The 15,462-nt window shown below is 53.7% G+C and carries 11 protein-coding genes, 1 tRNA gene and 2 pseudogenes; 7 read left to right on the top strand and 7 right to left on the bottom strand.

Annotation, left to right across the window (positions count from 1 at the left end; all coding sequences use genetic code 11):
• Window positions 1-88: 88 nt before the first annotated feature.
• The 4 genes from yacG to F6X61_RS00925 are packed head-to-tail and all read right to left on the bottom strand — an operon-like array spanning window position 89 to window position 2,986.
• A complete protein-coding gene (gene yacG / locus F6X61_RS00940) occupies window positions 89-289 on the bottom strand; it encodes a DNA gyrase inhibitor YacG (RefSeq protein WP_110991743.1) in 201 nt (66 codons plus the stop codon).
• Window positions 286-909, bottom strand: a complete 624-nt coding sequence (coaE, locus tag F6X61_RS00935) for a dephospho-CoA kinase (RefSeq protein WP_153784977.1) — start codon at window positions 907-909, stop codon at window positions 286-288. The genes yacG and coaE overlap by 4 nt, the downstream gene beginning before the upstream one ends.
• The gene (locus tag F6X61_RS00930; RefSeq protein WP_153784976.1) at window positions 909-1,775 is read right to left on the bottom strand and encodes an A24 family peptidase; all 867 of its coding nucleotides are present in this window, start codon (window positions 1,773-1,775) and stop codon (window positions 909-911) included. Before F6X61_RS00930 ends, coaE begins: the two co-directional genes overlap by 1 nt.
• Window positions 1,776-1,777: 2 nt before the next feature.
• Complete coding sequence (locus F6X61_RS00925) at window positions 1,778-2,986, bottom strand: type II secretion system F family protein (RefSeq protein WP_153784975.1); 1,209 nt, start codon at window positions 2,984-2,986, stop codon at window positions 1,778-1,780.
• A 211-nt stretch (window positions 2,987-3,197) separates the two neighbouring features.
• Here F6X61_RS00925 and F6X61_RS00920 point away from each other — a divergent pair, with 211 nt between their 5' ends.
• The 7 genes and pseudogenes from F6X61_RS00920 to F6X61_RS00895 all read left to right on the top strand — a co-directional run bounded on the left by F6X61_RS00920 (window position 3,198) and on the right by F6X61_RS00895 (window position 10,326).
• Entirely contained in the window at window positions 3,198-3,608 is a 411-nt protein-coding gene (locus F6X61_RS00920) for a pilin (protein ID WP_153784974.1), read from the top strand.
• A gap of 58 nt (window positions 3,609-3,666) precedes the next feature.
• Window positions 3,667-3,742: transfer RNA gene (locus F6X61_RS00915), tRNA-Thr, on the top strand.
• A gap of 164 nt (window positions 3,743-3,906) precedes the next feature.
• Entirely contained in the window at window positions 3,907-5,235 is a 1,329-nt protein-coding gene (locus F6X61_RS00910) for an integrase arm-type DNA-binding domain-containing protein (RefSeq protein WP_153784973.1), read from the top strand.
• A gap of 931 nt (window positions 5,236-6,166) precedes the next feature.
• Window positions 6,167-6,305 (top strand): annotated as a pseudogene (locus tag F6X61_RS27155) (integrase); the annotation flags it as partial.
• A complete protein-coding gene (locus F6X61_RS00905; RefSeq protein WP_153784972.1) occupies window positions 6,302-6,610 on the top strand; it encodes a hypothetical protein in 309 nt (102 codons plus the stop codon). The pseudogene F6X61_RS27155 and the gene F6X61_RS00905, both read left to right, overlap by 4 nt.
• A 147-nt stretch (window positions 6,611-6,757) precedes the next feature.
• Window positions 6,758-7,522: a hypothetical protein gene (locus F6X61_RS00900; RefSeq protein WP_153784971.1), complete on the top strand. Its 765-nt coding sequence runs from the start codon at window positions 6,758-6,760 to the stop codon at window positions 7,520-7,522.
• Window positions 7,519-10,326 carry a DEAD/DEAH box helicase gene (locus tag F6X61_RS00895; protein ID WP_153784970.1) on the top strand — a complete coding sequence of 936 codons (2,808 nt, stop codon included), beginning with the start codon at window positions 7,519-7,521 and terminating at the stop codon, window positions 10,324-10,326. Before F6X61_RS00900 ends, F6X61_RS00895 begins: the two co-directional genes overlap by 4 nt.
• Window positions 10,327-10,590: 264 nt before the next feature.
• Here the strand turns inward: F6X61_RS00895 and F6X61_RS00890 are convergent.
• The 3 genes and pseudogenes from F6X61_RS00890 to F6X61_RS00880 all read right to left on the bottom strand — a co-directional run bounded on the left by F6X61_RS00890 (window position 10,591) and on the right by F6X61_RS00880 (window position 14,975).
• Window positions 10,591-11,145, bottom strand: a pseudogene (locus F6X61_RS00890) (transposase).
• 151 nt (window positions 11,146-11,296) lie between these two features.
• Window positions 11,297-13,090: an ATP-dependent endonuclease gene (locus F6X61_RS00885; protein ID WP_153784969.1), complete on the bottom strand. Its 1,794-nt coding sequence runs from the start codon at window positions 13,088-13,090 to the stop codon at window positions 11,297-11,299.
• Window positions 13,091-13,442: 352 nt separating this feature from the next.
• Window positions 13,443-14,975 carry a hypothetical protein gene (locus F6X61_RS00880; protein ID WP_153784968.1) on the bottom strand — a complete coding sequence of 511 codons (1,533 nt, stop codon included), beginning with the start codon at window positions 14,973-14,975 and terminating at the stop codon, window positions 13,443-13,445.
• Between the last annotated feature and the right edge of the window lie 487 nt (window positions 14,976-15,462).

Here is a 15,462-nt window from a genome sequence, read left to right as displayed (position 1 = left end):
CCACTCCCACGAGCCAGCCAGTGGCGTATCACTCGTGGGAGCGGGCTTGCCCCGCGATTACGTTGGTACTCACACCACTGAGCCCAGCTTAGTGCCGAGGCTCCAGATCCCCCGAATACAACTCATCCTCAGACTCATCGGAGCCAGCAATCTTATGCTCCTCAGCCGCCCAAGCCCCCAGGTCGATCAACTTGCAACGGTCGGAACAGAACGGCCGAAACGGGCTCTGCTCCCCCCATTCCACAGGCGCGCCACAAGTCGGGCAATCAACAGTCATCGGCTGGCTCATGGCTGGCCTCCTCGCAAAGTCAGGTAAAAGTGGTGCAGGCGGTCAATCTCGTCGTGCAGCGATTGCAGGTCACGATCATTGACCACCACATCATGTGCATGGCGCAGGCGCTCTTCCCGGGCCAACTGGGCCTTGAGAATCGCCTGCACCTGTTCGGGGCTGGTGTTGTCGCGCTGCAAGGTGCGCTGCACCTGCAACTCGGTAGGGGCATCGACCACCAGGATGCGCTGCACCTTGTTGAACTGCCCCGACTCGATCAGCAGCGGCGAGACATACACCGCATAAGGCGACTCGGCCTTGGCCAGGTAACTGAAAATCTCTTGGCCGATCAGCGGGTGCAGCAATTGCTCCAGCCACTGCCGCTGCGCAGGGTCGGCGAAGATCAGCTGGCGCAGGGCGGCGCGGTCCAGCTGGCCGTCGGCCTGCAGCACGCCGGGGCCGAAGCGTTCGACGATACGGGCCAGGGCAGGGCGGCCGGGTTCGACGACCCAGCGCGCCGCCTGGTCGGCATCGACCAGGTGCACGCCCAGCTCGACGAAGCGTTCGGCCGCGGCGCTCTTGCCGCTGCCGATGCCGCCGGTCAAACCGAGAATCCAGGGGGTGAAAGGCGCTGTGCTCATCAGGTTCCAAGCAGTTGCAGGTATGAGGCGACTATTTCATCACCCCAGAGCACTGCGATCCAGCCCGCAATGGCCAGATAAGGCCCAAAGGGCAGCGCCACGCCCATCTGCGCCCGGCGCAGGCGCACCAGCATCAGCCCGATCAACGCCCCGGCCAGCGACCCGAGCATCAGCGTCAGCGGCAGGATCTGCCAGCCACCCCAGGCGCCGAGCATCGCCAGCAGCTTGAAGTCGCCCTGGCCAATGCCGTCCTTACCGGTCAAAAGCTTGAACACCCAGAACACCGACCACAGGCTCAAGTAGCCCGCCACCGCGCCCCATACTGCATCGGCCAGCGGCACCAGCAGCCCGAAGGCATTGACCACCAACCCCAGCCATAGCAGCGGCAGCACCAGCACATCCGGCAGCAACTGGTGCTCGGCATCGATCAGGCTCAGAGCGATCAGGCCCCAGGTCAGCACCATCACCAGCAAAGCGTCGATGCCCGGCCCGAAATGCCAGGCCACCAGCAGCGAAAGCAGGGCACACCCAAGCTCCACCAGTGGGTAGCGCGCACTGATCCGCCCCTTGCACGCCGAACAGCGACCGCGCAACGCCAGGTAACTCAGGACAGGAATGTTCTCCCAGGCACGGATCCGGTGCTGGCAATGGGGGCAGCGAGAGGCCGGCAGGCACAGGTCGAAGCGCTCGTGCGCGGCCCCCGGCAGCCCCAGCACCTCCTGCGCCTCCCGCTGCCACTGGCGATCGAGCATGATCGGCAACCGGTAGGCCAGCACATTGAGAAAACTGCCCACCAACAACCCCAGCACCACGACCAGGCTGTAGAAAATCGGTGGATGTTCGAGGATCAAGGTCCAGGCATTCATGTTCAGATCAGGCTACCCAACTGGAAAATCGGCAGATACATCGCCACTACCAGGCCGCCGACCAGCAGCCCGAGGATCAGCACGATGGCCGGCTCCAGTAGCGTGGTCAACTGCTCCAGCCCCTGGCTCACCTGCTCCTCATAATGTAGCGCGGCTTTGTCCAGCATCAGGTCCAGCGTGCCGCTGGCTTCGCCCACCGCCACCAGCTGGCGCAGCAATGGCGGGAACAAATCGTCCGCCTCCATCGCCTGGTGCAAGCCCAGCCCGTTCGCCACGCCCTGGCGCAGCGCCAGGATCGCCCGCTCGTGCAGGCTGTCACCACTCACCGGCGCCACCGTCTGCAACGCGTCCAGCAACGCCACCCCCGCCGCATAGGATGTAGCGAGGCAACGGGCGAACCGCGCCAACGCCGCATGGCCCAGCAAGCGCCCGACCACCGGCAACCGCAAGATCAGCCGCAACAGCCACAAGCGCGCAGGCACATGCCGCTGATAAAGCTCGCGCGTGCCTAGCCCCAATACCGCCATCAGTACCACCCACCACACCACGTGATTGCCCAGCGCTGTGGATAAGTCGATCACCCACTGGGTAAAGGCCGGCAATGCCTTGTCGAAACTGGCGAACAGGCTCTGAAACCGCGGCACCACCTCCAGCAGCAACAACGCCGCCACCCCCAGCCCGGTCAACAGCAACAGCGCCGGATACAACATCGCCTTGCGCACCTTGTGCCGCAGCGCCTGGCGTTTCTCCAGCATCGTCGCCATCTGTTCCAGTTGCCGGTCCAGCGTGCCGGAGTGCTCACCCACCCGCACCAGGTTGCAATACAACGCATCGAACCACGCCGGGTGGCGCCGCAAGGCCTCCGCCAGCCCCAGCCCCGCCGCCACATCCCGTTTCAACTGCGCCAGCAGCCCACTCATCACGCTGCCCGTGTTGCTGCGCACCATCACCTCGAACGCCTGCAACAGCGGCACCCCCGCCGTCAGCAAGGTCGCCAGCTGCCGGCTGAACCCCGGCGCATCCGTTTTGCCTTCGCGCTGCGGCCAGCGCCATCGCCAGCCCCCCGCCGGCTGCACCCGTGTAGCGCGAATGCCCTGGCGCTGCAGCCACGCCCGCACGAACGCCGGGCTGCGCCCAGGCTGCTGGCCCTGTTGACGAACCCCGGCGGCATCGATGCCCTCCCAGGCGTAGAGGCGGGTAGACGGTGGCATGCAAAGTCCTTTGCAGTGAAGCGACAAGCCCCGTAACAGCTTGCCGGGCCCGACAGCGGGCGCGATCCCATGACGGTCACTAGAGTAGTTCAGCACCAAGCCCGCCCCGCCAGCCAGGGGTGACAAAAGGTGTCGGTTCAGGCCTACTGCGCGCCTGCCGGCAGGGCCCCAGCGCCCCCGCGCCTCCACGCATTACGAAGGAATACCGCCTATGAAAGGGCAACGCGGCATCACCCTGATCGAACTGATGATTGTCGTCGCGATCATCGGCATCCTGGCGACCATCGCCATCCCGATGTACACCAACCACCAGGCCCGCGCCAAAACCGCGGCCGCCCTGCTGGAGATCTCCGCCCTCAAGACCCCGATGGACATCCGCCTGAACGACGGCAAGAACGTCCCCGACGTCGCCAGCCTCGGCGGCCAGGCCGCCACCGCCCACTGCGCCATCACCGCCACCGGCACCGCAGCCGACGGCACCGGCAGCATCCTCTGCACCCTGGCCGAAGCCCCCGCCAACGTGCTCGGCAAAACCCTCACGCTCACCCGCACCCAGGCCGGCTGGAGCTGCACCACCACGGTCGAGGAAGACCTCGCCCCGAATGGCTGCAAGGTGCAGTGAAAGTGAGGTGAAACAGGGGTTTGCGTAACGCACACGGCAGTGGTACGTTGCGCAACACGCCGGTGTAGCTCAGTCGGTAGAGCAGCGCACTCGTAACGCGAAGGTCGCAGGTTCGATTCCTGTCTCCGGCACCACATCCAGCTCCACTGCATTCCGCTGAATGCTTTGGAAGCCCTCTAAACCGGCCTTCTGGCCGGTTTTTCGTTTCCACGACCCTCCGTCGGGAACCAACAAAATCCCCAATAACCGGGGGTATTTTTGGGGTACAGCGTCTTTCCTGCATGGAGAACGTACCCCTATGCCACGCCTAGCCACTCCGCTCAGCGACCTCAAATGCCGCACGGCCAAACCGCGTGATCGTGCTTACAAACTGTTCGACGGCGGGGGTATGTACCTGTACGTCACGCCCTGTGGCTCGAAGACTTGGCGGCTGCGGTACTTCAAACCCGACGGCAAGGAAGGCACGCTGATCATCGGCAAGTACCCCATCGTTTCATTGGCCGTTGCGAGGACCAAGCGCGATGAGGCCAAGGCGCTGTTGCTCGACAACCTTGATCCGATGGAAGAGAAGCAGAAGGCCAAGATCGCTGCCCAGCGTGCGAGTCTTCTCTTTGAAACCGTCGCTTTGGAGTGGCACGCCGAAATGTCCCGGCGCTGGACCGAGGGCCACGCCAAGACGGTGCTGAGCAGGTTGCGCACCCATGTGTTTCCACTGATTGGTCAGCGGCCTATCGCTGAACTCGACACCCATGATCTCCTTGAGGTCACTCAGCGAATCAAGGATCGCGGCACCATGGATGTAGCGCTGCGTGTGCAGAACTATCTATCCACGATCATGCGGGGCGCGAAGCGGGCGCGGCAGATTACTCAAAACCCGGCGCTTGATCTGGCTGGCTCGATTCAAGCGCCGCGTACTGTGCACCGTCCAGCTCTCTCGCTGAACCGCCTCCCTGAACTGTTGACCCGAATCGACAATTACACCGGTCGCGAACTGACCCGGCTCGCAGTGCTGCTGACGCTGCATGTGTTCGTGCGCTCCAGCGAACTGCGCTTTGCCCGGTGGGATGAATTCGACCTCCAACGGGCGATGTGGGAAATCCCCGATACCCGTAAGCTGATTGAAGGCGTCCGCTATTCCACACGCGGGACCAAGATGAGTGGGGACATTCAGATTGTGCCGCTGTCGCCTCAAGTCATCGAGATCCTTGAGCGGCTGCGCAGCTTGAATCGCTTCTCTGAACTGGTTTTGCCCGGTGACCACAGGTATTGGAAACCCTTGTCGGAGAATACGGTTAACCAGGTGCTCCGCAATATGGGGTACGACACCACCAAGGACGTGTGCGGGCATGGTTTCAGGACCATGGCTTGTAGTGCCTTGCTCGAATCAGGGCTGTGGACGGACGCGGCGATTGAGCGACAGATGAGTCATCAGGAGCGTAACCGCGTGCGTGCCGCATACATCCACAAGGCCCAATTTCTGGAGCAGCGTCGGTTGATCATGGCGTGGTGGAGTAACTACATCGATGCCAACAGATCGGGCCATGTCACCCCGCATGAGTTTGCCCACCCGGTCGGCGACAACGTCACCGCCTTGCCGAATAGTCATGGCGCATTCAATCGCGGGTGAGCCTGCGAGATCGGCGCGGGCTGCTCTTTCACGCGGGTCCATCCAAACAGGGCTGCAAAGCCGCCCTGTTTGGATGGACCTCACTTTGAAGAGCTAAAAGCCACGACGTTGTCCGGGATTTACCACTCAATTCCACCGGTGGATAACCGCTTTCAACGTCCTCAATAGCGCTGAATTTCGATCCTTGACCGGGTTTATCCACAGGCGTAGAACTGGCCGTGCAAGCGCTGTCGATGACAGCACCCCAGGTGGCCCGAACCTTCAAGGTCACGCCGCTCTCGCGGTGGTTCTCCCCCAAATGGCGATTCGCGTCCGGCAGCTCGCCCGGTCACCTCCCCGGTGATGGATGCCTACTTCAGATCATGGCCCTTTGTGCGCCAGACAACACCTCGTACTTCGCTGCCCTGCAGCAACCTACCCGCATGGCCATTTCGCGTGCGCCAACCTGCGCCCGTCTCTTTCACTGGAAAGAGACGGGCGCGTCTAACACTGCTGCAGCCCTCATCGCATTTGGCTTTGCGGAAACTTCACTCGTGACAATCGGCGTGACAAACGCCGATGTCACCAGCAACAGCGATGTAGATGATGGTGCCGCAGACCAAGGAATGGACTGCACCTGACTGACAGTCAGGCATGCCCCGGTCATCGCATTGCTGCGTTCACCCGACTCAGGATCTCGCGGCACTGGTCTCGTCAGCCAATGCAGCCTCTACCCGCCCACCGGTAACGGTGCTCAGGAGGCCAGATCATGAGATGCCCTTGCTCCCGGACGTAAGGAGCCGCCAGTCCCGCGTTAGTGGACATCCCCACAGGTCGCAGGGGCCTTGATCCCTGATAACACTCAGCATTCTTGGCGGGATGACGTGGGGCGAGGACTGGAGAGCGAAAGAAGAGGTGAGCGACATGGCACTGGTGGGTAAACGCGATGGTTGAACAAATCACCCAGTACTGGGTGCCTATCAACGGTGGCAGATAGGAACCTTGATCGTGAGGCTCGGATGCAAGTCAGCTACGAGCTTGGACAGGGTCGGATCCACGTGGTCGCGGCCTACATCGGAGGACGGACATGAGCAAACGATTCGATATGGAGTTGTTCGTAGTTGGAGTGCTGACCGGCTCGCAGGCAACTCGGCAACGCCATGTGCTTCAGGCGAAAATTATCCGAGCTGAAATTGCAAAAAGCTGGCAGCGCGATACACCTTGGGCTTGGCAGAGAAAGCATGTGGCTTGGTTTCTCGAGCATCGCTTAGATCGGCGCAACGAGGTAATGCGGTATTACTATTTGCTGACCGTACGGCTGCTCTCTCGCCGATTACGGAAAAATGGCTGTTCACTCTCTGAGGGGGGAGCTGATGTTGATACTCACGGCTGCTAGTAATCGACCCGAAGCTGCCGGTCGTGGTCTGGTACCACAGAAGGCGAATGGCCTATCCACACCCTCTGCCGACCGCGCTATGATGGCAAAATAGAGGCCTTGCTCACGCAGCGATGGCTAAGCATGTAAACAGGAAGTCTTTTGCCGATGGCCTTTACCCGCGTACCAAGAAAATCAGCTAGTGGTTTCAACATTCAGGTTGTTCGAGGTAACCCTGACTGCGCAGCTTTTTATGAGTGGATACATGGCCAACTGGCAGAAGTGACCAAGAAGTGGCCGCCAAAAATCAAGAAGCTCGAAAGTGGTCGGCAAGGTAATCTTGGAGAGTTCGTGACGTTCAAGGTTGCGCGTGAAAGTGGACTATACGGAAAGAAAAACGGATACACAGTAGCGCTTGTGGGGGCTTTGACACCACTTCAAGATGGGGCTCCACCAGGGCTAGATGTCACAATTGTTCACCTTGATCCAGCAGGAAATGAAAGTAAGGATTGTCTCTACATCATGGAGATTAAAACTACTGGGTCGATGACGTTGACATATGCGAGCGCGTTAATTGGCGACTACGAAAAGCTCCTCGGAAAAACAACTGTAGCCGGTTCTCTTGGTCAAAGGCTGAACTGGCTTGTAGGCTATCTGAAAGAAATTCATGAGTTTGATGTCCTAGCGCTTGAGAGAGTTGGTAGGCTTTTCATGCCTGACCCCAAGGATTGTGAACAAATCAAGCTACTTCCTACTCTCGTGCATGATCGTCTTTCAGGAGATGTGGCTGCGTGCGAGGCACTAGAAGATGTAGCAATCAAAATCCAAGAACAAGGTTGGGGTTTAAAAACTATCGAGCCATGGAGTATCGCTATTAATAACCTCACGAAATGCTTCATACACCTCTCAAACAATGAAAGCAGCATGCCATGAATAATCTTCCCGCATCGGTAAAATTTCTGGATAGTGCGGCATCATCAGCAGCAAAAGCAAGAGGGGCTAAGCCATCTTTGCCCACCACAGACCCATATGACGTGGCGACTGCGTTAAAATGCATAACCGCATTTCAAGTGCGTGTAGACCTCGATGCACTAGAATCACTAGACGATGAAACCGCCGCCCGACCTCTTACCGCAGCGGCTCGTATTTTACAATCGACGGCCCAACATCTTCGCCGCATGAGCGATCCTCCAGATGACTCGGAACTTGATGACCTGTCGTTTCATGCCGCACTCGCGTATGCGATGTACGGCAATTTTCCCAGCGCTCGCGCAGCCTTAAGGGATGTATCAACGAGTTTTCTAAGAAGAAGTTTAGTTTTTCGGATGGTCGCAGCTTTTTGTGATCCTGCCGGCAAACTTCGTCGCTCCAAGGGGAACGAGCGTTTCGAAGTGTTTCGATATGCTTGGTTATGGGCGCTCCGTAGTCCTAGTAAACGTCGTCGTGCGAAGTGGTTTGAAGCTGCACTCAGTTATTTCGCAAAAGCTGCGGTGCAAGGAAGTATGGCCGAAGGAGCGCTCTTGATGGGGGGGCGCGTGGCAGCTTACCAAGCGATGCGGTTAGCAACGATCAATCTATTGGAAGATGCTCCCGAAATTCCAGACTGGTTCGTCAGGAATTCTATAAAATCTGGCACTGTTACCCTACTACCTCCACAACATATACTTTTGGTAAAAAGGCGGGTTGCCAATAATCGACGAAATTCCCTGTTAACGCTTCCGACGAGTACAGGGAAGACGTTCGTTGCTGAAGCTTGTATGGCTGCAAACTTTGAAGATGGTGGACTCTGTGTGTATGTTGCTCCCTACGTTGCTGTGGGTGAGCAGGTAAAGGACTCGCTTCAAAATAGACTTGGTGTAAATATTCCTTTCGTCTCAATGTTTGGTGGCTTTCGGACAGATAAGCTGAATGGTGCCAGCGCGAGCGAGGCTGTCGTTGCCACTCCTGAACGATTTGATGGTTGGTTGCGTCTAGGTAAAGATATCGAACGGCTACGCACGGTTATTTTTGACGAAATACATATACTTGAGAACGGGGTTCGGGGGGCTAGGGTTGAGGGGATCATTTCGCGATTATTGCTGCTGCAGCAAAGCTATCCAAAGATCCGCATTATTGGGCTCTCTGCAGTTCTAACCGAACCAGCGAAAATGTGCGACTGGCTTAGGGTTAAGCAGCGCGACTTGCATCAAATTGCATGGAGACCAACGGCGCGGCGACTGGCGATGTGCTTGGCAAATGGGGATATGTACTGGATTCATGGATATGACGCTCTGCGTCCATCTGATGAAACCCCCACCGAAAAGCTCTCTAAGCCGGTTAAGATAAATCTCCCTGGAGTAATTCGGCCAGCAAGATTTCCTAATGCAAACGAAAAAAGCGCTGCTGCGAATCTTGGATCTATCGCGAAAGATCTATTGATCCGCCTAGGTCCGCCTGGGCTAATAGTATGCGCGCGAAAAATAGACACTAGACTGCTTGCATATCAGATAGCTGCAGATCGCGATATCGTTGAGGACGATGAGGTTTCAGAAATTGCAGATGGCATCGTCCTGAGGTATCCCTATCTAACTCATCTCGCAGATTGCTTGCGTCATGGAGTTGCCTACCATAATGCATCTCTACCCTTTGATGTGCGACGTAAGGTAGAAATGCTAGTCCGCGCACGTCAGCTATCAGTCGTTTGCGCCACCACTACGCTTGCCGAAGGTGCTGATCTTCCTTTTCGTTGGACAATCGTAGGACATTGGCTCAGCAGCATGCGTGAAGATGGCACTGCTATGAAGTCAATGACTTTTCGTAATATTGCCGGGCGTTGTGGGAGAGCCGGAGCATTTGCTGAAGGTGACACAATCCTTTTTGAAAATCTGATGGGGCCTCCCTCTTTAAGGCCAGCTCTAAGGAGCACTAAACGGATGGAGGAGGTGATGTTTTCCTCCACTCCTATCGAGTCAACGCTTGGTGGCGAGTGGGATGAACTTCCTGATCGAGGGAAACAAATACTTGAGGCAACGCTCAGTTCGCAGTTGCTTGCATGCATAAGCGAAAATCCGGAGACGGATGATGTTGTTTCGGACTTCGCCGAGGCCACATACGCCGGACATACAGACGGTGGGGATAACGTGCGCCGAATCCTTTCTGAGGCTGTTGATCGGATTCTTGATAGTCAACAGTCTGGTGGAGCTATGGCTGTGAGGAACAGCCCTATCCGGCTTACGGAGTTTGGCAAAGCGGCCAACCTTAGCGGTTTTTCGCCTGATACGTGTCGACTGATGGTGGAGTACTTGCAGCAATTACAGCATGATGTCGGTGCGAAGTTTTACAGTGAATTGCTACGAGAGTTTCATAACTTACCGGAACAATCTAATGAAGCATTGAAAAAGATTTACTCCGGCGCGAAACATCGTAATGTCGTTAAGGAGGATAATGTCGAAGTCATGATCGAGAAGCTGCTATCGGATATGGACTTGCGGGATGTTTTTGAAAGCCTGCGTAAGAAAACCTCTAAAGCTAGCCCAGAATCTGTTGAAACATACTTTGAGGATTTTGTTTCGTTTATTAATAGTGTTTTTGGTAGTTTTCTTCCGTGGCTTCTGAGGGGGCTCGAAAAGCTTTCGGTGTTTGGAAGCGAAGAGGCGGTTGGAATAATGTGGTCCCAAATGGCCAAAGAGATTGAAAGTGTATTGCGAGCAAGAGGGGATGAGGATGAGGTTGAAGACCCATTCTTGCCGGTTGAGTGACTTTTCACCAGCTGCTGGTCATTTATGAATGCGCAAACCCAGTGGAGACGTTATCCACCACCATCATCCCACTTGAATCTGAAGACGATGCGGGAGTAGATCGGCAGCCTGCTTAGGGTCATACTGTGGCCTATTGGCTAAGACCTAGCGGCCGATCGCCTACATGGAGTTCCTCATCTTTATAGGGCCGTATTCGTACCCAGCATTCCGCCACCGACGGCGGCAGTAGATGCGGTAGCGGTCCACTTTGGATAAGGCTTTGTACTAAAAGAAATGTCGCGAACACCGCATGGAACAGGCCAGCGAGACCATAGCCGCATAACTTTTTGCGAGCTTGTCGAAGCGTGTCACGATGGGGCTGTTCTCTTTTAGCCAGCCAAATATACACATCGAGGATGTTGCGCTGTCGGTACTTGCGATCAAACAGTCTGGGTAGGCCAGGTTTGGGTTTGCGCTTCATCGAACGCAGGAGGATGACCTGTTGCATTCGGTATTGGTCTCGCTAGGCCTCCTTTTTTCCGAGCGTCAGATGAGGCTCGGGTGGCTCCTCCTGCTGTTGAGTCGATAATCCAGGTTTTCAGATCGATCAAGCCTTGCTCATTCAGTCTCAGGTGTAAGCGTTTGAGCATATGATCGAACGTACCCTGATTCGCCAGCCGCGAAACAGTTGATACACCGTTGACCATGGGACGAAGCGTTCCGGCACATCTCGCCACGCAGCGCCCGAGCAGCGTAACCAGAGCACTCCATCGAGCATCAGGCGGTCGCTCAGGCGGGGCCGCCCCGGCCATGGGTTACAGTGACGAGATCGGCGACCACAGTACATGCCTCATCCGAATTTCAGTGTCCGAAGGGCGCCGACAGGGTTACTCGGGATTTCGTAAAGAGCCTTAGAATCAGAATGGTTACATTGTAAAATGCGTCGCCCAAGCCCCTCCTCGTGAGAAGGGGCTTGGTTGGCACAAGTGCTTTAAATTAACGGTGCATAGACGTTGGCCAGCAATTCTTTGAGCTGTTTTGGAACACCATCCCAGCCCTCTCCCCAGTCAAGAGTATGCTTGTAGGCATTGAAGGGTTTTTCAGAGCTTGGCGGGGGGTAACCCAGGAAGTCCTCGATGCACTCCTCCATAAGTATCAGTTTTTCGTCATTACCCACTGCTGCCCTGATTGGTTCGTTAAATTTTTCAGCCCCTTCGGTGTCTTTATCGCGATCATGAATCACAAAAAAGTCCACATTGAGCGCACTCAGGTACTTAACTAATCCGATGATTGAGGCTTTACCTCGAGCTTTGATAATTTCGCTTCCAGAAAGGACGAATGATTTCATTTCCGGCGGCATTCTGCGAATTGCTTCTCTGATGACGACCTCTTCTGTATCGCCTTCGACGACCAGTACCCGACGAGTGAAGAATATCCGCGAAACGTGATCGTCAAGCTTGATAAGCATTTTGACCTGATCTTTATCATTGCTCTGTAGCTTGATGAACTCCTCGGATACCGAAAATGGAAGCACGCTAGTGTGCCCTTTTTCGTATTGAAAGCGATTGAGGACCTGCTTGGGTTTTCGGGAAAGATCAATCAGGTAAGGCGAGTGAGTGGTGGCTACTATCTGAGAGTTCTGATCGGACAGGTCGTAAATCAAATCCCGCATTTGGTTCGCAGCACTCGGATGAAGGTAAATTTCTGGTTCTTCAAATCCAATAATGAGTCCACGCTCATCGTTACCGTCACGTCGTTTCAGCCATTGCTGCCTAAATCGCAACAGCCCGAACACCGCAGCGCGAACCATGCCTGTACCCTGATTGGCAACACTCGTCCGGATGTTGCTGGACATTTCAATTGCGAATGTAGGAACGAGTGAATCTGGGCTAGAAAGATCAGCTGCGGCGTAAATACGAGACTCTGGGAAGACTCCACCAAGGACGGTGTTCAATTCCCCCATCATCTTGCCAAACTCTGAGCTAGCATCACTTGGGTCAAGCTCTTTGGCAAGCAGGCTTAGGCATGCTTGGGCATCCTTGTAATTGGGGGAGCTTTCACGGACATCCTTGAACAGCTCGTGCAAAATCTTTTGCAGCACGCCACTTTTCTGGTCGATTTCGTGGGATGCGGAGTCCGCCGGAATGATGAGGATGGAAGGAAGTTTAGAGAGAACAACGCTACCAATACCACCCGGATTAAGCGCCCACTCCTCCTCATTATTGGTTTCCCACAGTTCGTCAATGAGTTCGAGTTTATCTCGGTCGCTAGCAGAGATTCTCTTGTCCAATGCGGAGAAGGTTTCGGCGATCACCTCTGGGGGAGCCCCGGCGGCGATTAAGTCGGCAGGTTTCTGTAGATCTGCAAACTCAGGTCTCATTGTTCGCTTAAGGGTCTTCAACTCGATCTTGACATCTTCGAGTACTTTGTACGTTTTTCGGTAGAAAATACTTTTCCCGGTTTCTCCGGTATCTTCCGGATCGTACGAGAAGATGCGCCCTTTAAAGCCACGCCACGAGGAGGCGGAGTCAGGAACATTTCTAAACTCCGCCTCAAGAATGACAGTGTCGCAAGTGGTTTTCGTCTCGCCTGTCTCTTCATCTAGTTCGGAACAAAAGCACTCGATGTCCATACGTTTGCTGTTAGACAGCAGCCATCCAATGGCCTTGAGCACGGAGCTTTTCCCTGCATTGTTAGCGCCGATCAGAAACGTCGCATTACCAAACTCTATTTCAGCACTGAGCAGGCGCTTGAAACCGTTAATCGAAAGTCTATGAAGCCGCATAAGTCCTTTCCTTGAATCGATTATGAGCTAGTCTTGATACTTTCAGCATTTATCCGGGTACTAGAAATTTCCCAATGATGGCAAAAGGATGGCAAATATAGACCACAATTTCGGAGGTGTCGAGAGCCAAAGGTCAGTATGTTCAAGTCCGAGAGTATTCGATGATTGCTCGAGGCAAGAGGGAGCAGTGGTGTTGAGAAGGCCAAAATCGCGAAATAGGGACGGATTTATTTATTTCATTTTGCCGCGGATATGGATTGAAAAATAAATACGTCCCATTTTTTAATTTTTCGTCGTGAATTAAGTCTGGGGGCTAGTTAGGCCTGGATTACATCTGTGCATGCAGTTGGGTTCAGGAAGCGCTGCTGGGTTTGGGAGTGTTACACTGGAATACAAAGACTACTATTGAGGTGGGTAGGTCGGCCTCAGGAAATTTTTTAGTGACTACTTTAATGCATGCAGATATATTAGTGACTGCTGGTTCGCTAGTAGGTAAGTCTAGGACCATAACGCAGCCGAGACGGGTGATTGCTGCATAAGCAGCTGCCTGACTTGTGGGTTTGTATTTTTCATCGACGATTTGGTCGATTAGTGCTTCTTTATAGCCTCTCCGAACTTTTAGTTCAATGGGGATTTCTCCAAAAATGACATCGACGTTGCCGCCAAAGCGTTCAGGTTTTTTTTGGATAACTTTGCCGAAGCGTTCTCTAAGTCTTTCATAAAGAAATGGAAGGAAGAAGTCGTCCTCCATGTTTTTATAGTTCTTGTCTCTGTTATCATTAATCCAGGTAATGGCTTTGTTTTTTAGATATGAGGGCTCCTCAAGGCAATATGATACTTGCTTAAGAGTCCAGCTGGCTAACTCAACAAAATCTTTCTCTAGAGGGTAGTGGTCATGGAAGCAGTAATTGGCTTGAAGGGCCTTGGAAACCCTTTCGTAGCTAGCGATTTCTACTGCGCTCATGCGCTCTCGAGTGTTGCTGGGTAATGAACAAAATCCAGCTCCGAATGTATTCTTAACGGCGGGTTTATGTATTGAATACTGGATATCAACCTGTTGCAGGTTATTGATTTTAGATTTAATTTTAATTTGCTGGATGTCTAGCTCGCCCTGGATGGCGAGTAAAATAGGCAGGGAGGCCTTAACTTTTGCTCCGGATGAAAGAGGTGAGGGCATCATTCCAAATTTCCCGTCTGGCATTGGGATTGGGAACATAACGCGGCGAAAGTTGAATTGGCTTAGAAGGAAGCTGAATTGTGTTTCTCCTGTGTTTTCAGTTCGAGAATCTAAATAGTGTCTCAAGTACCCTAGTTGCTTATCGACAGATATTGCTGGTGCGGAAGACTCTAAGGATTTTATTGCTTTTGTATAAGTATCTTCGCCAAAATATATTTCTCGAAGGATATTGTGCTTAAAGTTTTCGAGGAACTTCTGTTTTGTGAGTTTAATGGTGTATATGGGGACTCCGGTGTTATCTTTTTTCACGCTGTCGAATGAGTCAATTATAGGTTTGGTTCCGCAGTTATCACCGTCCCTGAGATATCCAAGCTTCAGATGGAGCCATTCGCCGAAATATTTCTCATAGCTTACATTCTTGTATTCGACTGTGGGTGCGTCCAAGCCAAACATAATGTGTGCAAGTTTTTCGATGTCTAGATTTATTCCAGTTTTTGAAGGTATGGATACTTCATGTTTTTCTTGAGGGTCTTCCATTATGTCAAAGTAAAAAATGTCGCTTAGACTTACTTCTATCTCAGTTGTTTCTACTTTGCAGTCTGTGTCAATTTTCGTAAATATTATCCCGCTTAGAAAATTTTCTCCAAGTTCGTCGAATGTTAAATCGAATACTTTTCCGTGCTCGTCAGACCCGTATAAGTTAGCCATTGCGCATCCTTTTCATTAGATTGGTGTTGTGGCTATGCGCTACCATAGCATGTTTTTTATTTGGCTTGAAGCTCTGTGTAGCAAGTGCGTTACTTTTTCTGGTCTGGAAAAAATTGGTGTGGCTGTTACAGGCGACAGGAGGAAGTGTTAAGTGTGTGAAAGTGAGTGTTTGGGGTTTGCGACTGTTTTTAATGTATGTAGCAGAGGTATTTAATTCGGTCTGAAATCAACTGGATTTTATAAGCTTAATAAATGGCTTCTATGGTGGGATTTCTTGTTATTTTTGCACTATGGTTTCTACTTCGGGTTTTTGGTGGGAGGGTAAATTTGATATGCCGGAGTGTTGGTATAATAAATGCGGTGCCTCTCCAGCTGTATTTGATGCCGATGAATAGAACTCCTTCTTGCAATGAATGACTATGATTATTATCTGGTTGCTGCAATAAGCCAGCAGAAGTTCTTACTGTCGCCCCAGAGAAACTTCATT

This window comes from Pseudomonas sp. EMN2, assembly GCF_009650555.1.
Lineage (GTDB): Bacteria > Pseudomonadota > Gammaproteobacteria > Pseudomonadales > Pseudomonadaceae > Aquipseudomonas > Aquipseudomonas sichuanensis.
Note: the sequence above shows the minus strand (reverse complement) of the source record. Positions and strands in the feature narration are given on the sequence as shown.